The organism is Serratia sp. P2ACOL2 (genome assembly GCF_003691565.1).
In the GTDB taxonomy this organism is placed as follows: Bacteria; Pseudomonadota; Gammaproteobacteria; order Enterobacterales; family Enterobacteriaceae; genus Serratia; species Serratia liquefaciens.
Genome location: NZ_CP033162.1, coordinates 5257891 through 5282499, shown reverse-complemented (window position 1 = coordinate 5282499; position 24609 = coordinate 5257891). Strand labels below are relative to the sequence as shown.

Below are 24609 nucleotides of genomic sequence, written 5' to 3'. Positions count from 1 at the left end.
AATGACCCGATCGCATGTGGCTACTGTTGCACGGTTTTCTTGCCGTGAAGAGAAAAAATCGCCTTGGGAAGTGACAAAATGCCTTCAACGTTGTCAAAACCAGGCACTAAAGTCGTTTGCCCTGGCGAAACGCCCTGCGTAACATAATGCATTCTGTTGATATCAGGCCCGATATTTATGACCAAACCGGCATTTCTCATCACCATTGATACCGAAGGCGACAATCTGTGGCAAAACCACGATCGCATTTCGACCGATAACACGCGCTTTTTGCCGCGCTTTCAGGCGCTGTGTGAGAAATATGGCTTTAAGCCGGTGTACCTCACCAACTATGAAATGGCGATGGATGCAGAATATGTCGAGTTCGCTCGCGATGTGATTGCCCGCGGTACCGGCGAAGTGGGAATGCATCTGCATGCCTGGAACAGCCCGCCGCTGACGCCGTTGACCGAAGATGACTGGCGACACAAACCCTATCTGATCGAATACCCGGCCGAGCAAATCCGCGCCAAGGTCGATCACATGACCAAACTGTTGGAAGACAGCTTCCAGACAAAAATGCTCAGCCATCGCGCCGGGCGTTGGGCGTTTAACGAATACTATGCCGCCTTGCTGCTGGAGTATGGTTATCAGGTGGATTGCTCGGTTACGCCGCGCGTTAACTGGCAGTACTCACCGGGCAACCCGCAGGGTAACGGCGGCACTGACTATCGCCATTTCCCATCGCAGGCCTATTTTATCGATCCGGAAAATATCGCCAAAGCGGGCGCGTCGTCGCTGCTGGAAGTGCCGATGAGCATTCAATATAAGCATTCTGCGCTGATGAATACGCTGAAGCAGGGTTACGATCGGCTGCGTGGCAAACAACGTTCGCCGTCGGTCAACTGGCTGCGCCCAAGCGGCGGCAACCTGGAAAAAATGAAGCTTGTGGCTGAGCGCTGTTTGGCGCAGGGGCATGATTACGTGGAATTTATGCTCCACTCTTCCGAGTTTATGCCGGGTGGCAGCCCAACCTTTAAGACCGAGCAGGATATTGAAGTGTTGTACCGTGATCTAGAGCAGCTGTTCGTCTGGCTGCAGCAGCGTACGGTTGGCATGACGCTGGCCGAGTATTATCAACTTAAAGTGAACTGACATGTCGAAAAAATGGAAAATTAAGGTCGCGGATTGGTTTTTGCGACGTTATACCGCAAAGTCCGGCCGTTTCCAGGATAAGGCGACTTTCGACAGTCGGCTTCAATTTGACAATATCGTCATCTATTCCACGACGGCGTTGGGCGACTTTATGTTTAACACGCCTGCGCTGCGGGCGATGCGTGAACGCTATCCGAACGCGCATATTACTCTGGTGGTTCACAAGAAGAATCAGGAGCTGGTGGAAAACGGCCGCTACTACGATCGCGTGGTGTATTGGGACAGCAAAATCAAAAGTCTACGTCCGCTGTTGAAATCGCTGCGCGAACATCAGCCGGATTTGGCGCTGATCCTGCACTCACATCTGCCGTACGACATTATCAGCGCCGTCTTATCCGGGGCTAAATACATTATCCGGGATAACTACAGCTCCGGAATTTGTGGGCTGGAACCTTGGTTGACCAACTATATCTTCCATTACTACGGCCATTTTATTCGCCGCAAGTTGGAGCTGATTTCCATTTTGGGTTGCCGCAGCGACGATCCCACCATGGAAATTCCCGCGCCGTATCAACCGGGCGTCAAAAGCAGCGAGCACTGTACGATAGGCTTTCAGTTGGGCGCGTCTACCGAATCGCGCTGTTGGCCGGTATCGCATTTTGCCCGGTTGGCCGATGAGCTGGTGGCCAAGCATGCCAATGTGCGCATCGTACTGATTGGCGGGCCTTTCGACGAAGGGAAAGCGCAGCAGTTTCTGAGCCAGGTTAGCCCTCAAACCCGGGAGTGTGTAGACAACCGCATCGGCAAAACGGGGCTGCAGACGTTGCTGACGCTGATCGACAGCTTCCATGTGTTGGTTACCGGCGATACCGGCCCACTGCATTTAGCCGTGGCGCTGAAGGTAAAAACCATCAGCCTGTTTGTCACCGCGGATTCGCGTTCTACCGGACCGATTCAGGATCCGGAGCTGCATCGGATCATTCAGGTTTCCCGTACCGGCTATACTATGGCGCTGGAGGCTGAAAGCCCGATGGGCGTGATCCAACCACAGCGTATTTACGCTGAGGTGGTGGATCATTTATCGCTGAATAAAGAGTGAGTTAGCGCTTTTTCAGTTGCCAGCGCATTTTTGACAGCCAGGTGTCCACTCGTGCGTACCGCATTTGCCGGATCTTTTTTCGCGGTACGCCGCTGTTGCTGCAGACTTCAGCCAGGCGTTTGAAGGTACGTAGTGTTTCCGGTTCATAGTGATAGTAACCGTACAGCGCTTTCGACATCGCTCTGATTTCTGAAAAACAGTTCCCGAGCATCAGAGCCGCCAGCTGGCGCAGTGGCTCGTCATCTCGGTGCTGTTCGACAAAACTCAACATTTTCCCCGTCGCAAAAAGCATGTCCTCAATATCCTTGGGTTTGATATTGCGGGTGATCCCCTGACTGTTATCTCGATAGAAATAGAGCACGTGGTCGAGATGCGCAATTTTGCGCGTCTTGAAATATTGAAAAGGCGTGAAAATGACATCTTCATAGCGTCGGCCGTCTTCGAATCGGTCACCTTCCAACAATGAGCGTCGATAGACACGGCTCCACAGGTGCCACATTGAGTGGGCAAATAACGGAGTGAGACAGGCCAGGCCCTGGCCAGTAAAGTCATAAGTGCTGCTGCGGAGCGCGGTGCCAACAGGCTGTACCGGCGGACTGTCAGCAAACTTCTGATAATTAAAATCGATCAGGTCGTCTTCGTTTGCCAGCAGCAATGGCCGCAGAATGGCCAGATAGTCGCTGCTCAGCAAGTCGTCGCCGTCGAGGAAGGTGACATAGCGCCCGGTAGCCAGCTGCAAGCCGACGTTGCGGGCGTGGGCGATACCGCTATTTTCTTGCGAAATAAAGACCACCTGGGGATGCCGGCGTTCGGCTAACAGTTGGCGCACCAGCGAGGCGGACTTGTCGGTCGAGCCGTCATCAATGATGACCACCTCGATATCATCGCCGATCTGGTTAAACAGCGAGCTCAGGCTGGCAACGACGAAATTTTCGTTGTTGTAAAATGGCACGATAACGCTGAGCAGAGGCGGCGATGAGTTCATGAGGTTAATCCTGAGCGACCGACGTTTTTTTCACTGAAAGCACGCTGGCAACGATCGCCAGGCAAAAAATCGCCGTACCTTCAGTGCTAAAGAATATGACGTCACTGAGCCCATAAACAAACAGGCTGAAGGTCACACCCAGCAACAGTGCATTGCGGTGAGGCTTTAATGAGGAAACAAATAAGCCGATGTACAGCGCCAGTAAAAACAGGGCCCCCCAGACGCCTTTGAGCGAGTAGGTTTCCAGCAGCTCATTGTGCATATGAACATTGATATAAGGCATTACGCCATACAGTTCGGGCTGCTTGGCAACTATAGCTTTGATTTCCTCTCCGCGCTGTTCTGCCGATTGTCCCAACGGAGCCAGGTTTCCGGTACGCACCCCGATTATTTGCATCGTAAGGCGTGACATAATGGAATTGTCGATTTCTGGATTATTCGCTTGCTGCATGTTGGTTTTAAAATCGGCAATACGCTGTTCAATTTGTGGTTTAAAGATGAACCCGCAGGCGACCAACAATAAAGGTACTGAAGCTATCAGCAGGATTTTGTGCTTATGGGAAATCAGGTTTTTCGTCGCCAGTATCGACAGGCCTACCGCGACCGGGTAGACCAGCATTGCCGCCCGGGTGCCGGTCAGCACCAGCGTGGATAAGGTGACCAGAAAGCCGATGATATAGAGCGGAATGCGGTATTTCGTTCGCAGCATCAGAATTGCCTGCAGCATGACCAGATTGATGGCGGTAATCAAATAGGCGGCAACGGTAGCGCGATCGAAGTTAATCTCTACGCGGCCAATATCCAGCCACAAGCCCTGATAAAGGGAATAACCGTTGACCGCAATACCCGTCACCAACGCAATAACAATAAAGGCGCGTTGCATGCAAAGGCGTTCATTTAACGCAATCAGCAGAATAAAGGCGGTGGCGATCTGCAACTTGCCGGTCGACATGTATGAGCGGTAAATATTGATGTAATCGCCCGGTTGTTTAAAGTGCTGCAACCAGAAAATGCTCCCCATGCCTACGCAGAAAAACAGAACGGGTACGATAAGGTTTTTTTTGTTTTTAAAGTAATACTTCAGGTTTAAACACACGGCGATAAATGAGATATAGCTGGCGACATAAAAAAGATTGCGCCCGGTGTCGGAACCGAAGGGGATAGTACAAAACGCGATAGCGCATCCCAAATAGATCAGATAACTGAAGACAGGGTGCGGTGTGGTTTCTTTGAGTAGTTGCATGGGGCTGGGTTTCCGGCTCGCATTAATGTTAAGCAGTAAATGATTTCAGCGCGTCGTCAAATTCTGTTTTGAACATAGCGTAGCTGAAATGTTCAACCGGGTAACGCTGCGCATTTTGACTCATACTTTGATATGTTTCCGGCACTATCAGCTTTTCCACTGCATCTGCGCACTCAAGATGTGACAGCAGTTTCGGCAAGACCAAGGTATCGCTGAGCGGATCATAGACATCGTGAGGGAAATCCACCTTGATACCCGTTAGCCGTTGATGTTCTTCAATCGTTACCGAGGGGAGCAAGCCAATACCGCAGTGCCCATCTTTGATCACCTCTGGCTGACCATCGACCTGCGGGAATATGACCGGCACGCCGAAATACAACGCTTCCATACAGGATAAGCCGAAGGGCTCGGTGATCGGCGTACTCATATAGATATGTGTGCGGTTGAAGAAATCCGCAACGTTATCCTGAAAACCGCTGAAGATGACCCGGTCGCCCAGCTCGAGCTTTTCCGCCAAGGCTTCAAATTCTGCCCTGTCGGGTCCCTTGCCTGCAATTTCCAGAGTGACATCATGCCCGCGGCGCAGCAGTTCCTGCATCATCAGTAACGACACGCTGATGCCTTTCAGGCTGACCAGGCGCGAGGCGGTGCCTATTCTGATCGGCTTGCCAAGTGGTTTCAGGCTATCGCTGATACCGGAGGGCGTTTTCAGTCGGTTGATCACCACGTGATTCGGACAGGGCAAATTAAAGCGCAGTTCCATCACCCGTTTTGAGGCAAATGAAGCCGATATCACCCCGTCCAGCATGGCGAGAAAACGCAAGGTTTTGTGATTCTTCGGGTAGCGCCATGAACAACCGTGATCGTAGTAAACCAGCTTACCGCGTTTAGGTTTGGCGGCCAGACCGGGTACCAGATCCCAAACGATGACCACGTCGGCATTGGCCTTTTCGATTTTACTTTTCAGCAGGTATTTGCGCAAAAACTGCGGGCAGCGCAGTGGCAAAGCGTTCACCAGCCGGTTGGCAAAGGTAACTTTTTGGTCAGGCATTTGCCGGCGGATCTCTTCACCGACCTCGCTACTGATGCAAATCACCTCGTTACTGCCGTCGGTGGTGTCGTTGATATACTGCAGGAACAGGCGTTCGACGCCACCCATCTTCCCTAAATTGATAACGTGCAGCTTTTTCATCCAATAACCTTTTGCAACTCGGCCCAGACTGAACCGGCGGAGAGCGTCGCCATGCTTTTTTCTGGGGAAATCAGAGAATGTTGATTCTGACCGTAACCACCGATCAATCCTGGATCGGTGGGACCAAACAGCGTGATATTCGGCCTGTCTAGCGCGGCGGTCAGGTGGCTAAGGCCGGTATCAACCGAGACCACGCATTTCGCACCGGCCAGCACTTCGGCCACCTGCTGCAGACTGAGCTTGGGTAAAACCTCGACGTGCGGGAAACCTTCCGCCAGACGCAGTGCGCGTTGACGCTCGTGCTCTGCGCCCCACGGTAGTTTGATCTTCAAACCGGTTGGCTCAGTTAACGCGATCAGATCGCGCCAGTGTGTTTCCGGCCAGTGTTTCTCATCGCGAGTGGTAGCATGCAAAAACACCAGATACTGGCCGGCATCGGCCGGCAGATGGCTGAGAAAGCGGGCCGCAATGGCGTAATCGCCGACGCTGTCGGGTTTTTCATAGCCCAGGCTTTTGGCAAACAGCTCGCGCGTACGCTCAACGGCATGTTGCTGTTTGTCGATATCGTAGCGGTGGTTGTAGAACCAGCTGGCGAAGGGCTCACGGGCGCTTTTGCTGTCCTGACCGTGTTTGCTACCTTTGGCGATGCGAGTGATCAGCGCGGCGCTTTTGATTAGCCCCTGGGCGTCGATCACCGCGTCGTAATTTCGCTCCTGCACCACGCGTTTAAAGTCGCAGCGTTGCTGGCGAGTTTCACTGCCAAACCAGTTTTTGCGCCAGCGGCGAATCGCCACTGGGATCACGCGGTCCACCGCCGGATGCCAGGTGGGGATTTGGCTGAAGCTTTCCTCAACCACCCAATCAAAGCGAATACCGGGAATGGCCTGCATGGCGTCGGTTAGCGCAGGTAGCGTGTGGAGTACATCTCCCATGGAAGAGGTTTTTACAATCAACACCTGCATGCTTATTCCTCGCTGGCGGCAAGTAACGGCGTCAGCGCGTCCAACACCTGCTGTGGCTGAATATCGATCAGGCTTTGATGGTAACCCTGATCGGCATCGCCTTTGCGTATCTTATGGTAACCGCTAATTAAGCGGATCACTTTGGCCTTGTCGGACAGCGGCGGCGTGAAGTCCGGGCTGCTCGGGCCGTACAAGGCTATCAGCGGTTTATTCAACGCCGCCGCAACGTGCATCAAACCTGAGTCGTTACTGACCACGGCCGAACAGGAGGCCAACAGGATCACCGCTTGCTCCAGCTGAGTTTCCCCAGCCAGGTTCATGCAAAAGCCGCGGGCGTCGTCATCCAGCGCAGCGCGGATCTGTTCGCCCGCCTCATTATCCTTGGCGGAACCGAACAGGGCGATTTGATAACCCTGATCGATCAGCTTCTGTGCCAGAGCGGCATAGTGATAATGCGGCCAGCGTTTGGCCGGACCGAACTCGGCGCCGGGGCAAAAGCCGATGATCGGCCGATGATCGGTCAGGTTGAAGGCGGCGGTAGTTTCGGCAATCTCTTCGTCGCTGACCTGCAGTTGCGGCCACAGTAGCGGCTGCGGCAGATCTTCTGCGCGTTGAATGCGTTGCTTGTCATAGGCTAGCGCGACATAACGCTGCACCATCAGCGGGAAGGCGGCCTTGTCCAGTACGCGAATATCATTCAGCAGGCCATAGCGCATTTCCCCGCGCCAACCAACGCGCCGTGGCACCTGGGCAAAGAAGGGCACCAGCGCAGATTTGAAGGAGTTCGGCAGCACATAAGCGCGATCGTATCCGTTAGCGCGCAGGGCATGCCCGAGACGTCGACGCTCACCGAGTGCCAATGCGCCGTGGCCTAACGGCATCGACAGGGCCTGGTTGACCTCCGGCATACGCGCCAGCAATGGACGGCACCAGGCCGGCGCCATCACATCAATTTCTGCCGTCGGGTGCTCGGCCTTCAGGGTGCGGTAGAGACTTTGCGACATCATCATATCGCCAACCCATGAAGGGCCGATAACCAGTATTTTCATACCCTACGTTTGTTCCTTCAGCTTAGGCGGTGCGGTTCAACCAGGCCATGTACTCTTTCACGCCTTCGGCGACCGTTTTGAACGGTGCGTCATAGCCGGCGGCGCGCAGCTTGGTCAGGTCGGCCTGGGTAAACGCCTGATAACGACCTTTGAGTTTTTCCGGGAACGGGATGTTTTCCACTGCGCCTTTCTGATGGAAGTCGACTACCGCGTCGGCCACCGCCTGGAAGGTTTCCGCACGGCCGGTGCCGCAGTTGAAGATGCCGGAGACGCCGCTTTTCCAGAACCACAGGTTCACTGCCGCTACGTCGCCGACGTAGATGAAATCACGCTTGAAGTTTTGGCTGCCGTCGAACAGTTTCGGGTTCTCGCCGCGGTTGATCTGGCTGTTCAAGTGGAATGCCACGCTGGCCATGCTGCCCTTGTGGCCTTCGCGCGGGCCGTAGACGTTGAAGTAACGGAAGCCGCAGATCTGCGAGTCTGCCTCAGGCAGAATTTCACGTACGTACTGGTCGAACAGGAATTTCGAGTAGCCGTAAACGTTCAGCGGCTCTTCAAACTGGCGCTCTTCGATAAACTCTTCACGACCGCCGTAGGTGGCTGCAGAAGAGGCGTACAGGAACGGAATTTCGCGATCCAGGCAGTAGTGCAGCAGATCTTTAGAGTACTGATAGTTGTTGTCCATCATGTACTTGCCGTCCCACTCGGTGGTGGACGAGCAGGCACCTTCGTGGAAAACCGCGTCGATTTCACCCAGATCGTCACCGGCCACGATATTGGCGATGAAATCTTCTTTGTCGATATAGTCGGCGATGTCGAGATCGACCAGGTTGGCGAATTTGGTGCCATCTTTCAGGTTATCTACCACCAGGATATCGCGATACCCTGTGTCATTCAGCGCTTTAATGATATTGCTGCCGATCATGCCGGCGCCACCAGTGACGATAATCATTGGGTTACCCCTGTTATTCTGCCCGGTGGGACACGGTGTCCCACGCTCAATGCCGCTTATAATAGCATTTCATGCCGCTGCAAACATCGGACGGGCTCTGAATATCCCGTGATGTCGAGCACTGCAGTACTTTGCCGTGATATCTGCTGCAATTTTCATATTCTCTCCCGCTGATTCTCGTCAGTTTGGTTACAAATCAGTAAAATATGTTGAAAACAGCCCAATCCTGGAGATAACCGAATGTCCGCGTCTTTTTATCAGCAGTTGGAACAACAACTTGAGACCACCCGTAGCGAGGGATTGTTCAAAGAAGAGCGCATTATTACTACCGCTCAGCAGGCTGATATCGCCGTAGCCGACGGCAGCCATGTGATCAATTTCTGCGCCAACAACTACCTGGGCCTGGCTAACCACCCGGCGATGATCGCGGCGGCCAAGGCCGGTATGGACAGCCATGGTTTCGGCATGGCGTCGGTGCGCTTTATTTGTGGCACCCAGGATAGCCATAAACAGCTGGAAAAAAAGCTGGCCGATTTCCTCGGGATGGAAGACGCCATCCTGTATTCCTCTTGTTTTGACGCCAACGGTGGTCTGTTCGAAACCCTGCTGGGTCCGGAAGACGCCATTATTTCTGATGCGTTGAACCATGCTTCGATCATCGACGGTGTCCGCTTGTGCAAGGCGAAGCGCTATCGCTACGCCAACAACGATATGACTGAATTGGCCGCACAGCTGAAGCAGGCCAAGGCTGACGGAGCACGCCATATCATGATCGCCACCGACGGCGTGTTCTCAATGGACGGCGTGATCGCCAACCTGAAAGGCGTGTGCGATTTGGCGGACCAATATCAGGCGTTGGTGATGGTGGATGACTCCCACGCGGTTGGTTTCGTTGGCGCCAACGGGCGTGGCACCCACGAGTATTGCGAAGTGATGGGGCGCGTCGACATCATTACCGGTACCTTGGGCAAGGCGTTGGGCGGCGCTTCCGGCGGGTATACCGCGGCGAAGAAAGAGGTTGTGGAGTGGTTGCGTCAGCGGTCGCGCCCTTATCTGTTCTCCAACTCGCTGGCGCCGGCGATTGTCGCAGCGTCGATCAAAGTATTGGAATTGCTGGAAGAGGGCGATGCACTGCGCGATCGCCTGTGGGCCAATGCGAGCCTGTTCCGTGAAAAAATGACCGCGGCGGGCTTTGAGCTGGCCGGGGCCGATCACGCCATCATCCCGGTGATGTTGGGTGAAGCAAAACTGGCGCAGGAATTCGCCAATGCGTTGCTCAAGGAAGGCATCTATGTAACAGGTTTCTTCTATCCGGTGGTGCCGAAAGGCCAGGCACGCATCCGTACCCAGATGTCTGCCGATCATACCCCGGAGCAAATTGAGCGTGCTGTTGCGGCGTTCATTCGTATCGGTAAAGATCTTGGCGTTATTGCATAAGGTAAAACCATGAAAGCATTGTCAAAACTGAAAGCGGAAGAAGGGATTTGGATGACCGATGTGCCTCAGCCGGAGCTGGGTCATAACGACATCATGATTAAAATCCGTAAAACCGCGATCTGCGGTACCGATGTTCATATCTATAACTGGGATGAATGGTCACAGAAAACCATCCCGGTGCCTATGGTCGTCGGCCACGAATACGTGGGTGAAGTGGTTGCCATCGGCCAGGAAGTCAAAGGGTTCAACGTCGGCGACCGCGTTTCAGGCGAAGGCCATATCACCTGCGGCCATTGCCGCAACTGCCGGGGTGGCCGCACGCACCTGTGTCGCAACACCACCGGTGTGGGCGTGAACCGTCCAGGGTCGTTTGCTGAGTATCTGGTGATCCCGGCGTTCAATGCCTTCAAGATCCCGGACAATATCTCCGATGAACTGGCGTCAATCTTCGACCCGTTCGGCAATGCGGTGCACACCGCGCTGTCGTTTGATTTGGTGGGCGAAGACGTGCTGGTTTCCGGTGCCGGCCCGATTGGCATCATGGCCGCTGCGGTATGTAAGCACGTTGGCGCTCGCCACGTGGTGATTACCGACGTCAATGAATACCGTTTGGATCTGGCGCGTAAAATGGGCGTGACCCGTGCGGTGAACGTCAGCAAAGAAAACCTGAACGACGTGATGGCCGAGTTGGGCATGACCGAAGGGTTTGACGTTGGGCTGGAAATGTCCGGTGCGCCACCGGCGTTTCGTTCGTTGCTCAATGCGATGAACCACGGTGGGCGTATTGCCATGCTGGGTATTCCACCGTCGGATATGTCGATCGACTGGAATCAGGTGATCTTCAAAGGGCTGTTTATCAAAGGGATTTACGGTCGTGAGATGTTTGAAACCTGGTATAAGATGGCGGCGCTGATTCAGTCTGGTTTGGATCTGACGCCTATCATTACTCACCGTTTCTCGATCGACCAATTCCAGCAGGGCTTTGATGCCATGCGTTCCGGCCAGTCCGGGAAAGTGATTTTGAGCTGGGATTAACAGTAAAAAGGGCCGGAATTCCGGCCCTGATTTTATGCTTTAGGTTTGTCTGGCGTTGAGTCCGTCCAGCGTTGCCACTGACGTTTAATGAAGGTCACGGCCGGCGACTGGGTCACGCTTTCGCCGATCACACTCATGACCTTGCCCGCGTTGACTTTTTCCTTCGGCAACTTGACCTTACACTGCTTGATCCCGCCATTGAACGGGTTCTTCGGCTGCGGTTTCTGCGGTTTGACCGGTGGTGGAACATAGCTGCCGCCACTACCGCCGCCCTGTGGTTCGTTCAGCAGCGAGCTGGGTTTCACCAGCACGATGTCGCTTGGCAGCGTAGGCAGCATTTGCTGCAGCACTTTCACCGTCGCCGGCCGCGGGTGGCCAATGGCAATAGCGGAACCGTTGCGCCGTGCCAATTCGACCGCCCGGTTGAACTGGCGGCGAATATCGGCTTCGCTGGCCGTATCGTCCAGGAACACCTTACGCTTGATCACCTTCACATGGGTGCCGGCCGCCGCTCGGGTGGCCTGGCTGTTGCCGATGGTCATGCTGTCGAGGAAATAGAGCTGATAGCTGTCGAGCGCCTGCATGACTTTCTGCATACCTGGCAGGCTGGAGGTCATGGCGCTGCCCATGTGGTTATTCATACCCACCGCATAGGGCACATTATTGACCGCATTGCGGATAATGCGCTGGATCTCTTCGCTGCTCATGGAAGGCTGCAGCGTGTCACGCTCCAGCGGTTGCTTACTGAGCGGAGCCATCGGCATATGGATCAGTACTTCCCGGCCCTGACTGTGGGCGCGGGTGGCCATTAAGCGGGCATGGGGGGCGTTGGGCAGCACTGCAACGGAGATGGCCGTCGGCATTTGCAGCACCGCACTCTCTTCGTGCGGGCGGTAGCCCACGTCATCGATGACGATGGAGAGTTTCCCTGCCTGTGCGGCGCAGACCTGCAGCAGACAGCCAATCAAGACGGCAGTACGGATTTTGTTATAGCGCAAATCTATCTTCCCAACCACGGTAGTGGGTTAACGGCCTGACCCTGGCGACGAATTTCGAAATAGAGCGATGGCGTTCCCTGGCCTCCGCTGGTGCCTACCAGGGCTATCGGTTGGCCGGCGCGCACCTGTGCCCCGACGTTGACCAGTGCACTTTGGTTGTAGCCATACAGACTCATGTCACCCTTACCGTGTTCGATGACGACAACCAGGCCATAGCCCTGCAGCCAGTCGGCCAGTAGCACGCGACCGTCGGCGATAGCTTTCACTTCGCTGCCTTCGGCGGCGGAGATCACCATGCCTTTCCAGCGTAGTTCACCTTGCAGCTGTTCACCGAAACCATGCAACGTGCGGCCGCGGACCGGCCATATTGCCTGCCCACCCGGTCTGCCAAGGCCGCCGGTGCGGGCCATCAGTGAGCGGTCGGCTTCGCTTGGCTTATAGCTGGTGCCGGTTTTCTTCGCCTGCTGTTCTTTGACGCGAACCTGCTCGCGAACCTTGGCGGCCTCACGCGCTTCGCGTTCCGCTCGGGCACGGGCTTCTCGTTCGGCCCGGGCAATCTTGTCGCGCATGCGGGTTTCGTTCTGGCGCAGTTCCACCAGACGCTGCTGATCTTTTTCCAGCGAGGCTTCCAGCGCGGTCAGCGTTTTCTTACGTGCGCCGCGTGCCTGCTCCAGCTTCTGCTGCTGCGTTTGTTGTTCGCCTAGCAGCGATTTCTGTTGGCCCTGCTTGGCCACCAGCGTGGTTTTTTGCTTTGCCAGCTCGGCGCGAGTTTGCTTCAGTTCTTCAATGGTTTGCTGACGCGCGTCGTTCAGGTAGCCGAAGTAAGCCAAAATACGCTCGCTACGCTGGCTCTCTTCACCGCTGAGGATCAATTGCACGGCGCTGTGCTGGCCTTGGCGGAAGGCGGCATCGAGCTGTTTGGCGAGGATTTCCTGCTGGGTGGATTGCTGCTTTTGCAGCTTGGCGATTGAGGCATTCAGGCCGGAGATATCTTTCCCCAGTTGGCTCAATGTGCTTTGGGTGTCACGCAGCAGGCGGCTGGCCTGCGCGATGGTTTTTTCTTGCTGCTTAAGCTGATCCTGCAATGAGCTGCGCTGTTGCTGCTGCTGCTTAACCGCCTTTTCTTTCTCGGCGATGCTTTGCTGGATGTCTTTGAGCTGGGATTTATTGTCTTCCGCCGCCTGGCTGGCTAACGGCAACAACAAGACGCCAGCGTAAAATACGCTGGCGCACAGGGTGGTTAACTTCCTTGGCGCGGTGCGTTCAGGCAGCGGTTGGCTGCCTGGGTTTGCGCTTCGGGTTACCCTTGATAGTGCAAAAAACGCCTTTTCCCTCATAGGGAAGGATTATTCCACGATGAACAGCGGCTTACCAGTCATCTCTTGCGGGATTTCCATTCCCATCAGCGTCAGCATGGTCGGCGCGATGTCCGAAAGCTTGCCGCCGTTGACGGCGCGGGCAGGCTTGCCGATGTAAATCAGCGGTACCGGAAGGCTGGTGTGGGCGGTGTGCGCCTGACCGGTCGCCGGATCGCGCATTTGCTCGGCATTACCGTGGTCGGCGGTGATCAGCAGTTGCCCGTCGACGGCTTTCACCGCTTCGACGACCTGGGCGATGCAGCCGTCCAGCGTTTCCACCGCTTTCACTGCCGCGTCGTAAACCCCGGTATGACCCACCATATCGCCATTTGGATAGTTGCAGATGATGGCGTCGTACTTGCCGCTGTTAATGGCGGTCAGCAGTTTGTCGGTCAGTTCGGCGGCGCTCATTTCTGGCTGCAGATCGTAGGTCGCGACCTTCGGTGAGTTGATCAGCACACGTTCTTCCCCGGCAAACGGCTCTTCAACGCCGCCATTATAGAAGAAGGTGACGTGGGCGTATTTTTCGGTTTCCGAAATGCGCAGCTGGGTTTTGTCGTGCTTCATTAACCATTCGCCGAAGGTGTTATTCAACGATGCCGGCGGATAGGCGCAGGGAACTTTGATGTCGGCAGCGTATTCGGTCAGCATCACGAAATCACCAAAGTTGATGACTTTGGCGCGTGGGAAACCGTCGAAATCCGCATTCACGAAGGCACGAACGATCTGGCGTGCGCGATCGGCGCGGAAGTTCATGAAAATCAGTGCGTCGCCGTCGTGCAGTTCGGCAGTGGCCTCCACGGCAGTCTGGAGAACGGTCGGCTTGACGAACTCGTCGTTCTCGCCGCGCTGGTAAGCGGCCTGCAGGGCAGCAACGGCGTTGTCGGCGACAAAGTCGCCCTTGGCCTGGGTCAGTAAATCATAAGCCAGTTGAACGCGATCCCAGCGGTTGTCGCGGTCCATGGCGTAGTAACGGCCGATCAGCGATGCGATACGCCCGCAGCCGAGGCTGGCAAAGGCATCGCTAAAGCGTTGCAAGGAGGGTTCAGCACTGCGTGGCGGGGTATCGCGACCGTCGAGGAAGGCATGCAGATAAACGGCTTTGGCACCGCGTTGCGCGGCCAGTTCAATCATGGCCAGAATATGGTCTTCGTGGCTGTGCACGCCGCCCGGCGACAGCAACCCCATGATATGCACTGCTTTGCCGGCCTGTACGGCCTTATCGACCGCTGCCGTCAGCGTTGGATTCGCGAAGAAATCGCCTTCTTTGATTTCTTTATCCAACCGGGTCAGATCCTGATAAACGATGCGCCCGGCCCCCAGGTTGACGTGGCCGACTTCCGAATTGCCCATTTGACCGTCAGGCAGGCCAACATCCAGCCCGGATGCGGCGATCAGCGTGTGTGGCTGCTGTTGCCACAGGCGATCCATCACCGGCGTTTTGGCGTTCACAATGGCGTTGTCCTGTTGCTCCTCGCGGTGGCCGTACCCGTCCAGGATCACCAGTACCATCGGTTTTTTGTTGCTCGACATTGCATTAACCTCGTTATGAATTTTAAGTTGTGAATAGCCATCTGCCCGATGCCGGAGTGATGGCTATTCACCCTAAAAACCGGCCGATTTTACAACGCCGACGGTTAAAAAGAGCCCAGAGAGATCAAAGTTGCGGTCAACAAGGGCGGCTTTTAGGCTGTGGCGCAGAGAATTTCTCAGCGTAGCCCGCAGTTTCTGCACTAGCACTTGCTTATTGGCTGTATTTGCTGCACTCGGCAGGTATACTCTGGAACCTTGAGTTATTTTTTCCTTAAACTGACGGGAGTTGTTACACCCCATGCTGCAAGAAATTATGCAATTCGTTAGCAAGCATCCCATACTGAGCCTGGCCTGGATCGCCCTGCTGGTTGCGGTGATCGTCATGACGTTCAAGAGCAGTTTCTCCAAGGTGAAAGAGATCACCCGTGGTGAAGCCACCCGACTGATTAATAAAGAAGATGCCGTTGTGGTGGATACCCGCAGCCGTGATGATTTCCGCAGAGGCCACCTGGCCAACGCCATTAACCTGACCGCCAGCGAAATCAAAAGCGGCAGCCTGGGCGAGCTGGAAAAACACAAGGCTCAGCCAATCATCGTGGTGTGTGCCAACGGCACCACTTCACGTGAGCCGGCAGAAAACCTGCACAAGGCGGGCTTTGAAAACGTCACTACGCTGAAGGACGGGATTGCCGGCTGGAGCGGGGAAAACCTGCCGTTAGTACGCGGTAAGTAATTATTTAACGTAGTTGAGGTGGTAATCCATGGCTAACATTGATATCTACACCAAAGCGACCTGTCCGTTCTGCCATCGCGCTAAAGCGCTGCTGAACAGCAAGGGCGCCGCGTTTAACGAAATCGCCATCGATGGCGATAATGAAAAACGCGAAGCGATGATTGCGCGCAGTGGGCGCACCACCGTGCCTCAGATTTTCATCGATGGCCAACATATCGGCGGCTGCGATGATTTATATGAACTCGATGCTCGTGGTGGTCTGGATCCGCTGCTTTAAGCGGGCCGCTACCGGTTACTGAGTGTCAATAAGGACGTTTAACCAAGGGTATTACACACATGTCAGAACAAAACAGCACAGAGATGGCTTTCCAGATTCAGCGCATTTACACCAAGGATATCTCCTTCGAAGCGCCAAAAGCGCCGCAGGTTTTCCAGCAGGAATGGCAGCCAGAAGTTAAACTGGATCTAGATACCGCTTCCAGCCAGTTGGCTGACGAAGTGTATGAGGTTGTACTGCGCGTAACCGTGACGGCGTCTCTGGGCGAAGAAACTGCGTTCCTGTGTGAAGTGCAGCAGGCGGGCATCTTCTCCGTAGCGGGCATCGACGGCACGCAGCTGGCGCATTGCCTGGGCGCATACTGCCCGAACATTCTGTTCCCGTATGCGCGTGAGTGCATCACCAGCCTGGTTTCTCGCGGTACATTCCCGCAGCTGAACCTGGCACCGGTTAACTTTGACGCGCTGTTCATGAACTATCTGCAGCAGCAGGCGGAAGGCGAAGGTGCCGCACCACATCAGGATGCCTGATGAACAGCGTCAATGCTTCAATGACAGTGATCGGTGCCGGCTCGTACGGCACCGCATTAGCTATTACGCTGGCGCGTAACGGCCACTCCGTGGTGCTCTGGGGCCATAACCCCGAGCAGATTCAAAAAATGCAGCACGATCGCTGCAATCAGGCCTTTCTTCCCGACGTCACCTTCCCCGATACGCTGTTGCTTGAAGCCGATTTGGCCCGTGCGCTGGCGGCTAGCCGCGACGTGCTGGTGGTGGTGCCAAGCCATGTATTCGGTGATGTGCTACGCCAGTTGAAACCGCATTTGCGGCCGGATGCCCGTATCGTTTGGGCGACCAAAGGGCTGGAGGCAGAAACCGGTCGGCTGTTGCAGGACGTGGCGCGCGAAGCACTGGGCGAAGCCATTCCGCTGGCGGTGGTCTCCGGACCGACGTTCGCCAAAGAGCTGGCTGCCGGGCTGCCTACCGCCATTGCGTTGGCCTCTACCGATGCGCAGTTCGCCGATGACTTGCAGCAGTTGCTGCACTGCGGAAAAAGTTTCCGCGTCTACAGCAACCCCGATTTTATCGGCGTGCAGTTGGGCGGGGCGGTGAAAAACGTGATTGCCATTGGCGCTGGGATGTCAGACGGTATCGGGTTTGGTGCTAATGCCCGTACCGCATTGATTACCCGCGGCTTGACGGAAATGACACGCCTTGGCTCTGCGCTGGGTGCCGATCCCTCGACCTTCATGGGCATGGCCGGGCTGGGCGATCTGGTGTTAACCTGCACCGATAACCAATCGCGCAACCGCCGCTTCGGTATTATGCTGGGGCAGGGAAAAGGCGTGCAGGAAGCGCAGGACAGTATAGGTCAGGTGGTCGAAGGCTATCGCAATACCAAAGAGGTATTGGCGTTGGCGCAGCGGCACGGCGTTGAAATGCCGATTACCGAACAAATTTACCAGGTGCTGTACTGCCATAAAGATGCCCGCGAGGCTGCGCTAAGCCTGTTGGGGCGGACCAGAAAAGACGAAAAACACAACGCTTGACCTATAAAATAGAATGCGGGGCGGCATGCTGACCCCGGCAACTGAATTGGGCTGCCTGATTGCTTTGCGATGAGGCAGCCTGTTTTGCAAGGCGGAGAGGAACCTGATGTCGTCAGAAGAGTTAGAGCAGGTCTGGAATAGCATTAAATCAGAGGCGAGAGAGCTGGCTGAGTGTGAACCGATGCTGGCTAGCTTTTATCATGCGACGTTGCTCAAGCACGATAACCTGGGCGGTGCGCTCAGCTATATTCTGGCAAACAAGCTGGCAAATCCCATTATGCCGGCCATTGCGGTGCGTGAAGTGGTGGAAGACGCCTACTTAGCCGACCAGCAAATGATCGCTTCGGCCGCCCGTGACATCCTGGCCGTGCGCCTGCGAGACCCGGCGGTAGATAAATATTCAACGCCGCTGCTGTACCTGAAAGGTTTTCATGCGCTGCAGGCCTACCGTATCGGCCACTGGCTGTGGCTGCAGGGGCGGCAAGCATTGGCGATATACCTGCAGAATCAGATTTCGGTCGCTTTCGGCGTGGATATCCACCCGGCGGCCACGATTGGCTGCGGCATTATGCTTGACCACGCTACTGGTATCGTGATCGGTGAAACTGCCGTAGTAGAAAATAACGTGTCTATTCTGCAGTCGGTTACCCTTGGTGGTACCGGAAAGACCAGCGGCGATCGCCATCCGAAGATCCGTGAGGGCGTAATGATTGGCGCCGGGGCTAAAATTCTCGGCAATATCGAAGTGGGTAAAGGCGCTAAAATCGGTGCTGGCTCGGTGGTGCTGCAGTCTGTTCCTGCGCATACGACCGCCGCGGGCGTGCCTGCACGCCTCGTCGGCCGGCCAGAAAGCGATACGCCGTCGATGGATATGGACCAGTACTTCAACGGTACTAATCACGGTTTTGAATACGGTGACGGGATTTAATCCGGTGAGTTGACGAATAAAATCGGGGGAGCTTTGGCTCCCCCGATTTTTTTCTTCGCAGGGTTAACCCTGTTTAGGGAAGTTGGTGATGTCTTTAACCATGTCGTCGATCGCTGCTTTGACGTCTTCCGCTGTTACCGGTGAGCTGTCGTTGCTGACGGTTTTACCATAGGCTTTACGAGCGACTTCCAATACCGTTTTGCCGGTATCCTGATCGATCAATTCACCTTCGATATACAGCGTGGTGTTTTGGGTTCTGTGACCGCTGGCTGCCATGGTGCTGGCAACCACAGCCGCGACCGGTACCACCTCATAGAATTTCATATCTTCGTTTTCTGCAGACACTGCCGTGATGGCGAGTTTAGCCACCAGCACGCGTGATCCGGCCGGACTATTGAGTACGGTAAAGCGATCTTGAAGCGCGGTTTTAATCCGCTGAGAAGCGTAAGCCTTTATTTTATTCAGCGTTTCTTGGCTAACGCGCGTCGTCGGTTTTTCAGCAGGGAAATAGACTACTGGCTCAAAATACAGGCCGCGGTAGTTGGACTCTTTGTAGCTTGGGTCGATCCAGCGCAGCGTTTTGTGGCCGCTTGGTGATGTGGTTTCCTGCAGTTTGCTGTAGTCAGACAGGAATCCCGAGTACTGATCCGTTTTGGTTACTTTGGACGAACAGCCCGCCAGTAACAGGCCCGCTGCCAAAACCGCCATGGCAACGCCCAAACGTTGTTTTTTCATACGATTTCCTATGATGAATGTCGATTACCCTTACAAAACATAGCTTATTATCCTCCGGGGCAGTGAATGTTTTCGGCGCTCGCCGTGCCCTGTTTCTGCATTCTTTTGACAGTATCGTGATACGCCGCTGGTTTTAGGCACTCAGCGTTCGCGAAAGTGAAAGCAGTGCCTTTTCTGCTTGCTCCCGCGTCGTCTCCAGCGCCATTTGCCACTGCGGCAACAGCGGCCAGAGATCTTGCTGGTTTTCGGCCTGCTGGCACCAGACAAAACGATCGTGCCAATCTCCGAGTGCGCTTTGTGCCGTTTTCAGGCTGGCGACGGTTTCAGGCGTGATGAGGGAGAGTTGAGAATAGGCTTCGGCAAAATAACGCAGACGCTTAACCAGCAGGCGCAGTTGGTGCCGATCGTAATGTATGTCGGCCAATGCCAGGCGTAGCTGTTTTACCTGGAGGCGTAGGCGGAGGGCAACACGACGTTTGATGTGTCGGGGTTGAGTTCGGCGGAAGATTTTTGGCCAGGTATGTAGCAGAGTGGGAAAATGGGTCAGCAACGGGTGTGACATCAGCGCGAGTTTGCGGCGGTACAGCTCGGTTTTGCGCGTATTGGCCTGCCATGCCAACTGATGCAGTTCCAGCTCGGCGATCAGCACTTCCAGATCGCGTATCGGCGTAGTGATTTTTCCCAAGTCGGCAGCAGCGCTGCTGAGGCCAGTTACGCCAGGGATACCGCGTAATGGTCGCAGCAGACTTCTGATACGCTGCAGGTTGATGCGTACGTCGTGCAAGGCCTCAACGTCTGAGGGGGCCTGCAAACGCAGCAGCGCCTGATTCATCGCGCGCTCGAGCCTGCGTATCTGCGCAATAATGCTCTTAGCCAAAGCCATGCGATGTCCCCGGAGAGGAAACCTTTCAGTATTATCGTCTCCGCAGGAGCGGTTGTCATTGATTAAGACTTAATCAGCGCGCCCGCGTAGTCCAACTGCCGCCAGGCTTCGTACACGACTACCGCGACAGCATTGGACAGGTTCATGCTGCGGCTTTGTGCCTGCATGGGGATGCGGATTTTCTGCTGTGCCGGCAAGGCGTCAAGGATCTCGGCGGGCAGACCGCGAGTTTCCGGTCCGAACAACAGGTAGTCGCCGGCCTGGTAGCTGACTGCGCTGTGTGCCGGGGTGCCTTTGGTGGTCAGGGCAAACAGACGCTGCGGATTTTCGCTGGCGATAAAGGCGGCGTAGTCGGCATGACGTCGGATACTGGCGAATTCATGGTAGTCCAGCCCGGCGCGGCGCAGGCGTTTATCATCCCACGGGAAGCCCATTGGCTCTATCAGATGCAGTTGAAAACCGGTATTGGCGCACAGACGGATGATATTGCCGGTATTGGGTGGAATTTCAGGTTCGAATAAAACGATGTTCAGCATGTAAAAAGCCCCTCATGACGAGGGGCGCAGAATAGCAAAATCTTACCGGCCTGTCTTAGGCTATCAGCGTTGGTGGAGCGGTAACCACAGCACCAGACGCAGGCCGCCGAGCGGACTGTCTTCCGCTTTCACCCAGCCACGGTGCTGGTTAACCGCCGCCTCTACGATGGCCAGGCCCAGACCTGTCCCGCCGGATGCGCGATCGCGTGCTTCATCGGTTCGATAGAACGGTCGGAATATTTGCTCGCGATCTTCCGCGCTGACACCGGGACCGTCGTCGTCGACCACAATGGTGATGCCTTGGTTGTCTGCGCTGAACGCCACGGCAATATGGGTGTTCGAATAACGCAGGGCATTACGCACGATATTTTCCAGCGCGCTATCCAGCGCACCGGCGTTACCGTACAGGGTCCACGGGCCGGGAGGGGAGGTGATCTCCAGCTGTTTGCCCATTTGTTCGGCTTCGAAGCTGGCGTCGTCCAGCACGTCGGCCCACAGTTCGTTGGCCAGCAAGCGCTCACGCACCAACTCACTTTTCTGTTGCCCACGCGACAACACCAGTAAATCGTTAATCATCGAGTCCAGGCGCTGTGCTTCGGTTTCGATACGTGCCAGCTCGTGCCCTTCGCCGTGGCGACGGCGCATTAATGCCGTGGCCAACTGCAGGCGGGTCAGCGGCGTGCGCAACTCATGCGAAATATCGGAGATCAGCCGTTGCTGAGCGGTCATCATGCGTTCCAACGCGCTGACCATTTGGTTAAAACTGGCGCCGGTCGCCAGGAACTCTTGTGGCCCGGCCTCCAGCTCAGGATGCTGTTTCAGGTTGCCACGTGCGACATCGTCCGCCGCATTCTTCAGCTTGCGCGCCGGTTTTGCCAGGCTCCAGGCCAGCCATAGCAGCAAGGGGGCGCTGATCAGCATAGTGACGATCAGCAGCAGCAGCGGCCGGTCGAACATCAGGTTGATAAAATCGGATTGTGGGCTGTTGGCAGGGCGGATCAGGTACAGCTGGTAGTTGTCTTCACCATCCCGCACCGAGAAAGGGCCGACCAGTTCGACACGGCCATATTTCTTCTTCTTCGGATGATCGGCGTTATCGGATTGGCCGATAAAATTGCGCACCAACTGCATTTCGTTGCGCTGCATGTTGCCAATCACCCGGCCTTCGCTGGTGACCAGCAGCAGGCGCTGCCCTGGCGGTGCCCATTTTTCAATGGCGCGGAATAAGCGCCGCCACCACATCAGATCGTTGGCCGGATCGTTTTGCAACTCGGCTTCTACGTGTTGTTCCAGCATCAGCCCTTGCCGCTGTTCGCTGTCCAGCAGCGAGGTCATTTGGCGGGAGTCTAACTTGGGCACCATCAACACCAACATCAGCACCAGAGCCAATGTGAACCAGAAAATGGCGAAGATGCGTGCCGTCAAACTGTTGATCATGTTGCAGATACCATTAAGTAACCCCGACCACGCAGCGTTTTGAACCACGGATGACCGTCTTTGCGGTTCGGCAGCTTACGTCGCAGGTTGGAGATGTGCATATCGATAGCGCGATCAAAAGGCGTCAGCCGTTTACCCAGTACTTCCTGGCTCAGCAGTTCGCGTGACACCACTTGACCAAGGTGCTGCGCCAGCAGGTACAGCAGGGTAAATTCGGTGCCGGTGAGATCCAGCGTTTGGCCGTCGAAACTGGCTTCCTGGCGACCCGGATTGAGCTGCAGGCCGTCTACGTCCAGCGTTGGTGCGCCGGTATCGACATTCTGCTGTTGTTCGCTCCAGTTGGAACGGCGCAGAATTGCGCGGATACGTGCCACCAGTTCGCGATCGTTAAAGGGTTTTGGCAGGTAGTCATCGGCGCCCAGTTCCAGGCCCAATACGCGGTCAAGTTCACTGCCGCGGGCGGTCAGCATGATGACCGGCGTCTGGTGATGCTGACGCAGCTCTTTCAACGTATCGATACCGTTTTTCTTCGGCATCATGATATCGAGCAGCAGCAGATCGATGGAGCTGTCCAGTAGCGACAACGCCTGTTCGCCATCGTAAGCAACCACGATGGTAAAGCCTTCCATTTCAAGCAGTTCTTTTAACAGCGAGGTCAGCTCGCGGTCGTCGTCAACTAACAGAATTTTATTCATTATGTTTTACCTCCTGACGCAAAATACGTCATCAACTGTTGGCATTCCATGACTTTACGTAGTTTTACATGCACTGACGCATGTTTGCAGGTGCAGCAGTACACTGCTCCTCGTTGATTCGCAAAGTGAGAAAGCACGAGGAGTTGAAATGCGTAAGGTGACCGCATTAGTTATGGCATCAATGCTGGCAATAGGTTCTACCGCTGCGTTCGCTGCCGACACTACATCGGAAACTGCACCGACTCCCGGAAACGATGCGACCACCAGAACACCTGGCCAACACCACATGTTTGACGGTGTCAGCCTGACTGAGCAACAGCGCCAGCAAATGCGCGATTTAATGCGCCAGGCGCGCCACGATCTGCCAGGTGTCAATGTAGCTGAAATGGAAGCCATGCATAAGCTGGTGACCGCAGACAAATTTGATGAAGCCGCCGTGTATGCCCAGGCGGAACAGATGGCCCAGCAGCAGGTTAAGCGTCAGGTCGAAATGGCCCGGGTACGCAACCAAATGTATAACCTGCTGACACCACAGCAAAAAAGCGTTTTAGACCAGAAACATCAGCAGCGCATGCAGCAGATGGAGCAACAGATTTCTGGTTTGCAGCAAACTTCTGCCCAGAAGTTAAGTACGACTGAGTAGTCCCCTGTTTTTTCCTTGCCATAGACACCATCCCTGTCTTCCCCCGCCATGATGGCGGGGTTTTTTTTATCCATCAATTACAGCTTGATAGCCCGCCAGGCAACTCTGCAAGGTTAAACCACAGAGTATGGACCATGACGACGTTTAGCGCCGGTCGCACGGATTGTTTGCATCGATATGGCGACATCCCTTCGCGATATGCACTGCGTTGGCGACGGTTATCTGAAGGGCTTTTTTGCTCATCATTCCGTTATACTGACCCTCTGAACGTTTAACCGGGATGGGTTATGGAACCGCAATATGCGCGTTTGGTTAAATCCGCCGCGTTAGCGGCCACCGTTTTGGCCTCAACGCTGTTACTGATCAAAATTGTCGCCTGGTACCGCACCGGTTCGGTGAGCCTGTTGGCCGCGCTGGTGGATTCGCTGGTGGATATTGCCGCGTCGTTGACCAACCTGCTGGTGGTACGTTACTCGCTGCAGCCGGCCGATGAGGAACATACCTTCGGGCACGGCAAGGCCGAATCGTTGGCGGCGCTGGCGCAAAGTATGTTCATTTCTGGTTCGGCGCTATTTTTGTTTCTCACCGGTTTTCAGCATCTGTACTCACCGGAAACCTTGCGTGACCCTGGCATCGGTATTGCCGTGACGATAGTGGCGTTGGTCAGCACCCTGCTGTTGGTCACCTATCAGCGTTGGGTGGTAAGAAAAACTCGCAGTCAGGCCGTCCGAGCAGATATGCTGCATTATCAGTCAGATGTCATGATGAATAGTGCTATTCTTATAGCGCTTGCGCTAAGCTGGTACGGTTTTCACCGGGCAGATGCGCTGTTTGCACTGGGAATAGGCGTCTACATTCTTTATAGCGCGCTGCGAATGGGTTATGAAGCCGTGCAATCGCTGCTGGACCGGGCATTGCCGGACAACGAGCGCCAGGCGATTATCGACGTGATCTCCTCATGGCCTGGGGTCAAAGGCGCGCACGATCTACGCACTCGCCAGTCCGGTCCGACGCGTTTTATTCAGCTGCATCTGGAGATGGACGATGCGTTACCGCTGATGCAGGCGCATATTCTGGCTGAACAGGTGGAACAGGCGCTGTTGCACCGTTTCCCGGGGGCTGATGTTCTTATCCATCAGGATCCTTGTTCTGTAGTGCCCGCGGGCCGACAGGGGTGTTGGGAGCTATAATTAATGCAGGACAACGGGAACTCGCA

Annotated in this window: 25 protein-coding genes; 11 read left to right on the top strand and 14 right to left on the bottom strand. The window is 55.2% G+C overall.

Annotated elements, in window-relative coordinates; all coding sequences use genetic code 11:
* Positions 1-177: 177 nt before the first annotated feature.
* Positions 178-1134, top strand: a complete 957-nt coding sequence (locus EBA31_RS25310; protein WP_122080465.1) for a polysaccharide deacetylase family protein — start codon at positions 178-180, stop codon at positions 1132-1134.
* Between the two features lies 1 nt (position 1135).
* The gene (locus EBA31_RS25305; protein ID WP_122080464.1) at positions 1136-2233 is read left to right on the top strand and encodes a glycosyltransferase family 9 protein; all 1098 of its coding nucleotides are present in this window, start codon (positions 1136-1138) and stop codon (positions 2231-2233) included.
* A gap of 1 nt (position 2234) precedes the next feature.
* Here the strand turns inward: EBA31_RS25305 and EBA31_RS25300 are convergent, their stop codons facing one another.
* Genes EBA31_RS25300 through rfaD form a run of 6 tightly spaced genes read right to left on the bottom strand, consistent with a single transcriptional unit; the run spans position 2235 to position 8616 of the window.
* Entirely contained in the window at positions 2235-3218 is a 984-nt protein-coding gene (locus tag EBA31_RS25300; RefSeq protein ID WP_122080463.1) for a glycosyltransferase, read from the bottom strand.
* A 4-nt stretch (positions 3219-3222) separates the two neighbouring features.
* Positions 3223-4461, bottom strand: coding sequence for an O-antigen ligase (locus EBA31_RS25295; RefSeq protein WP_122080462.1), 1239 nt, complete (start codon positions 4459-4461; stop codon positions 3223-3225).
* A gap of 28 nt (positions 4462-4489) precedes the next feature.
* Positions 4490-5653 (bottom strand): glycosyltransferase, encoded by a 1164-nt coding sequence (locus EBA31_RS25290; RefSeq protein WP_122080461.1) that lies wholly within the window; start codon positions 5651-5653, stop codon positions 4490-4492.
* Complete coding sequence (gene rfaC / locus EBA31_RS25285; protein ID WP_020837592.1) at positions 5650-6615, bottom strand: lipopolysaccharide heptosyltransferase RfaC; 966 nt, start codon at positions 6613-6615, stop codon at positions 5650-5652. The genes EBA31_RS25290 and rfaC overlap by 4 nt, the downstream gene beginning before the upstream one ends.
* A 2-nt stretch (positions 6616-6617) precedes the next feature.
* Complete coding sequence (rfaF, locus tag EBA31_RS25280) at positions 6618-7664, bottom strand: ADP-heptose--LPS heptosyltransferase RfaF (RefSeq protein WP_020837591.1); 1047 nt, start codon at positions 7662-7664, stop codon at positions 6618-6620.
* A 22-nt stretch (positions 7665-7686) separates the two neighbouring features.
* Positions 7687-8616, bottom strand: a complete 930-nt coding sequence (gene rfaD / locus EBA31_RS25275) for an ADP-glyceromanno-heptose 6-epimerase (RefSeq protein ID WP_020837590.1) — start codon at positions 8614-8616, stop codon at positions 7687-7689.
* Between the two features lie 240 nt (positions 8617-8856).
* Here rfaD and kbl point away from each other — a divergent pair, with 240 nt between their 5' ends.
* Together kbl and tdh are read left to right on the top strand one after the other, a co-directional pair.
* On the top strand, positions 8857-10053 hold the full coding sequence (gene kbl, locus EBA31_RS25270; protein ID WP_046374879.1) for a glycine C-acetyltransferase: 1197 nt from the start codon (positions 8857-8859) through the stop codon (positions 10051-10053).
* 9 nt (positions 10054-10062) lie between these two features.
* Entirely contained in the window at positions 10063-11088 is a 1026-nt protein-coding gene (gene tdh / locus EBA31_RS25265) for an L-threonine 3-dehydrogenase (RefSeq protein WP_044554904.1), read from the top strand.
* A gap of 32 nt (positions 11089-11120) precedes the next feature.
* Here the strand turns inward: tdh and EBA31_RS25260 are convergent, their stop codons facing one another.
* Genes EBA31_RS25260 through gpmM form a run of 3 tightly spaced genes read right to left on the bottom strand, consistent with a single transcriptional unit; the run spans position 11121 to position 14977 of the window.
* Positions 11121-12086: a divergent polysaccharide deacetylase family protein gene (locus tag EBA31_RS25260; RefSeq protein WP_122080460.1), complete on the bottom strand. Its 966-nt coding sequence runs from the start codon at positions 12084-12086 to the stop codon at positions 11121-11123.
* A gap of 2 nt (positions 12087-12088) precedes the next feature.
* On the bottom strand, positions 12089-13423 hold the full coding sequence (gene envC, locus EBA31_RS25255) for a murein hydrolase activator EnvC (protein ID WP_116691556.1): 1335 nt from the start codon (positions 13421-13423) through the stop codon (positions 12089-12091).
* Positions 13424-13432: 9 nt separating this feature from the next.
* Positions 13433-14977: a 2,3-bisphosphoglycerate-independent phosphoglycerate mutase gene (gpmM, locus tag EBA31_RS25250; RefSeq protein WP_122080459.1), complete on the bottom strand. Its 1545-nt coding sequence runs from the start codon at positions 14975-14977 to the stop codon at positions 13433-13435.
* A 298-nt stretch (positions 14978-15275) separates the two neighbouring features.
* Between gpmM and EBA31_RS25245 the strand changes: the two genes are divergently transcribed.
* The 5 genes from EBA31_RS25245 (at position 15276) to cysE (ending at position 18464) form a co-directional block, all read left to right on the top strand.
* Positions 15276-15710 (top strand): rhodanese-like domain-containing protein, encoded by a 435-nt coding sequence (locus EBA31_RS25245; RefSeq protein ID WP_020837580.1) that lies wholly within the window; start codon positions 15276-15278, stop codon positions 15708-15710.
* Between the two features lie 28 nt (positions 15711-15738).
* Positions 15739-15987 (top strand): glutaredoxin 3, encoded by a 249-nt coding sequence (gene grxC / locus EBA31_RS25240; RefSeq protein ID WP_012147490.1) that lies wholly within the window; start codon positions 15739-15741, stop codon positions 15985-15987.
* Between the two features lie 59 nt (positions 15988-16046).
* Complete coding sequence (gene secB, locus EBA31_RS25235; protein ID WP_020837579.1) at positions 16047-16517, top strand: protein-export chaperone SecB; 471 nt, start codon at positions 16047-16049, stop codon at positions 16515-16517.
* Positions 16517-17536 carry an NAD(P)H-dependent glycerol-3-phosphate dehydrogenase gene (gene gpsA / locus EBA31_RS25230; RefSeq protein WP_020837578.1) on the top strand — a complete coding sequence of 340 codons (1020 nt, stop codon included), beginning with the start codon at positions 16517-16519 and terminating at the stop codon, positions 17534-17536. Before secB ends, gpsA begins: the two co-directional genes overlap by 1 nt.
* A 106-nt stretch (positions 17537-17642) precedes the next feature.
* A complete protein-coding gene (gene cysE, locus EBA31_RS25225) occupies positions 17643-18464 on the top strand; it encodes a serine O-acetyltransferase (protein ID WP_046374883.1) in 822 nt (273 codons plus the stop codon).
* A gap of 63 nt (positions 18465-18527) precedes the next feature.
* On the opposite strand, the gene EBA31_RS25220 is transcribed toward cysE, so the two are convergent.
* The 5 genes from EBA31_RS25220 to cpxR all read right to left on the bottom strand — a co-directional run bounded on the left by EBA31_RS25220 (position 18528) and on the right by cpxR (position 22750).
* A complete protein-coding gene (locus EBA31_RS25220; RefSeq protein WP_122080458.1) occupies positions 18528-19199 on the bottom strand; it encodes a DUF3313 domain-containing protein in 672 nt (223 codons plus the stop codon).
* Positions 19200-19332: 133 nt separating this feature from the next.
* On the bottom strand, positions 19333-20082 hold the full coding sequence (locus tag EBA31_RS25215) for a CHAD domain-containing protein (RefSeq protein WP_122080457.1): 750 nt from the start codon (positions 20080-20082) through the stop codon (positions 19333-19335).
* A gap of 62 nt (positions 20083-20144) precedes the next feature.
* Positions 20145-20618 (bottom strand): tRNA (uridine(34)/cytosine(34)/5-carboxymethylaminomethyluridine(34)-2'-O)-methyltransferase TrmL, encoded by a 474-nt coding sequence (trmL, locus tag EBA31_RS25210; RefSeq protein ID WP_020837573.1) that lies wholly within the window; start codon positions 20616-20618, stop codon positions 20145-20147.
* A 63-nt stretch (positions 20619-20681) separates the two neighbouring features.
* A complete protein-coding gene (gene cpxA / locus EBA31_RS25205; protein ID WP_020837572.1) occupies positions 20682-22055 on the bottom strand; it encodes an envelope stress sensor histidine kinase CpxA in 1374 nt (457 codons plus the stop codon).
* Positions 22052-22750 (bottom strand): envelope stress response regulator transcription factor CpxR, encoded by a 699-nt coding sequence (gene cpxR, locus EBA31_RS25200; RefSeq protein ID WP_004953234.1) that lies wholly within the window; start codon positions 22748-22750, stop codon positions 22052-22054. The genes cpxA and cpxR overlap by 4 nt, the downstream gene beginning before the upstream one ends.
* A gap of 148 nt (positions 22751-22898) precedes the next feature.
* Here cpxR and cpxP point away from each other — a divergent pair, with 148 nt between their 5' ends.
* Together cpxP and fieF are read left to right on the top strand one after the other, a co-directional pair.
* On the top strand, positions 22899-23393 hold the full coding sequence (gene cpxP, locus EBA31_RS25195; RefSeq protein ID WP_041415106.1) for a cell-envelope stress modulator CpxP: 495 nt from the start codon (positions 22899-22901) through the stop codon (positions 23391-23393).
* Positions 23394-23680: 287 nt separating this feature from the next.
* Positions 23681-24583: a CDF family cation-efflux transporter FieF gene (gene fieF / locus EBA31_RS25190; protein ID WP_122080456.1), complete on the top strand. Its 903-nt coding sequence runs from the start codon at positions 23681-23683 to the stop codon at positions 24581-24583.
* Positions 24584-24609: the final 26 nt, after the last annotated feature.

Coding starts and splice junctions, on each gene's coding strand:
- EBA31_RS25310 (WP_122080465.1), top strand. CDS start 178: ATGACCAAACCGGCATTTCTCATCACCATTGATACCGAAGGCGACAAT.
- EBA31_RS25305 (WP_122080464.1), top strand. CDS start 1,136: ATGTCGAAAAAATGGAAAATTAAGGTCGCGGATTGGTTTTTGCGACGT.
- EBA31_RS25300 (WP_122080463.1), bottom strand. CDS start 3,218: ATGAACTCATCGCCGCCTCTGCTCAGCGTTATCGTGCCATTTTACAAC.
- EBA31_RS25295 (WP_122080462.1), bottom strand. CDS start 4,461: ATGCAACTACTCAAAGAAACCACACCGCACCCTGTCTTCAGTTATCTG.
- EBA31_RS25290 (WP_122080461.1), bottom strand. CDS start 5,653: ATGAAAAAGCTGCACGTTATCAATTTAGGGAAGATGGGTGGCGTCGAA.
- rfaC (WP_020837592.1), bottom strand. CDS start 6,615: ATGCAGGTGTTGATTGTAAAAACCTCTTCCATGGGAGATGTACTCCAC.
- rfaF (WP_020837591.1), bottom strand. CDS start 7,664: ATGAAAATACTGGTTATCGGCCCTTCATGGGTTGGCGATATGATGATG.
- rfaD (WP_020837590.1), bottom strand. CDS start 8,616: ATGATTATCGTCACTGGTGGCGCCGGCATGATCGGCAGCAATATCATT.
- kbl (WP_046374879.1), top strand. CDS start 8,857: ATGTCCGCGTCTTTTTATCAGCAGTTGGAACAACAACTTGAGACCACC.
- tdh (WP_044554904.1), top strand. CDS start 10,063: ATGAAAGCATTGTCAAAACTGAAAGCGGAAGAAGGGATTTGGATGACC.
- envC (WP_116691556.1), bottom strand. CDS start 13,423: ATGAGGGAAAAGGCGTTTTTTGCACTATCAAGGGTAACCCGAAGCGCA.
- gpmM (WP_122080459.1), bottom strand. CDS start 14,977: ATGTCGAGCAACAAAAAACCGATGGTACTGGTGATCCTGGACGGGTAC.
- EBA31_RS25245 (WP_020837580.1), top strand. CDS start 15,276: ATGCTGCAAGAAATTATGCAATTCGTTAGCAAGCATCCCATACTGAGC.
- grxC (WP_012147490.1), top strand. CDS start 15,739: ATGGCTAACATTGATATCTACACCAAAGCGACCTGTCCGTTCTGCCAT.
- secB (WP_020837579.1), top strand. CDS start 16,047: ATGTCAGAACAAAACAGCACAGAGATGGCTTTCCAGATTCAGCGCATT.
- gpsA (WP_020837578.1), top strand. CDS start 16,517: ATGAACAGCGTCAATGCTTCAATGACAGTGATCGGTGCCGGCTCGTAC.
- cysE (WP_046374883.1), top strand. CDS start 17,643: ATGTCGTCAGAAGAGTTAGAGCAGGTCTGGAATAGCATTAAATCAGAG.
- EBA31_RS25220 (WP_122080458.1), bottom strand. CDS start 19,199: ATGAAAAAACAACGTTTGGGCGTTGCCATGGCGGTTTTGGCAGCGGGC.
- EBA31_RS25215 (WP_122080457.1), bottom strand. CDS start 20,082: ATGGCTTTGGCTAAGAGCATTATTGCGCAGATACGCAGGCTCGAGCGC.
- trmL (WP_020837573.1), bottom strand. CDS start 20,618: ATGCTGAACATCGTTTTATTCGAACCTGAAATTCCACCCAATACCGGC.
- cpxA (WP_020837572.1), bottom strand. CDS start 22,055: ATGATCAACAGTTTGACGGCACGCATCTTCGCCATTTTCTGGTTCACA.
- cpxR (WP_004953234.1), bottom strand. CDS start 22,750: ATGAATAAAATTCTGTTAGTTGACGACGACCGCGAGCTGACCTCGCTG.
- cpxP (WP_041415106.1), top strand. CDS start 22,899: ATGCGTAAGGTGACCGCATTAGTTATGGCATCAATGCTGGCAATAGGT.
- fieF (WP_122080456.1), top strand. CDS start 23,681: ATGGAACCGCAATATGCGCGTTTGGTTAAATCCGCCGCGTTAGCGGCC.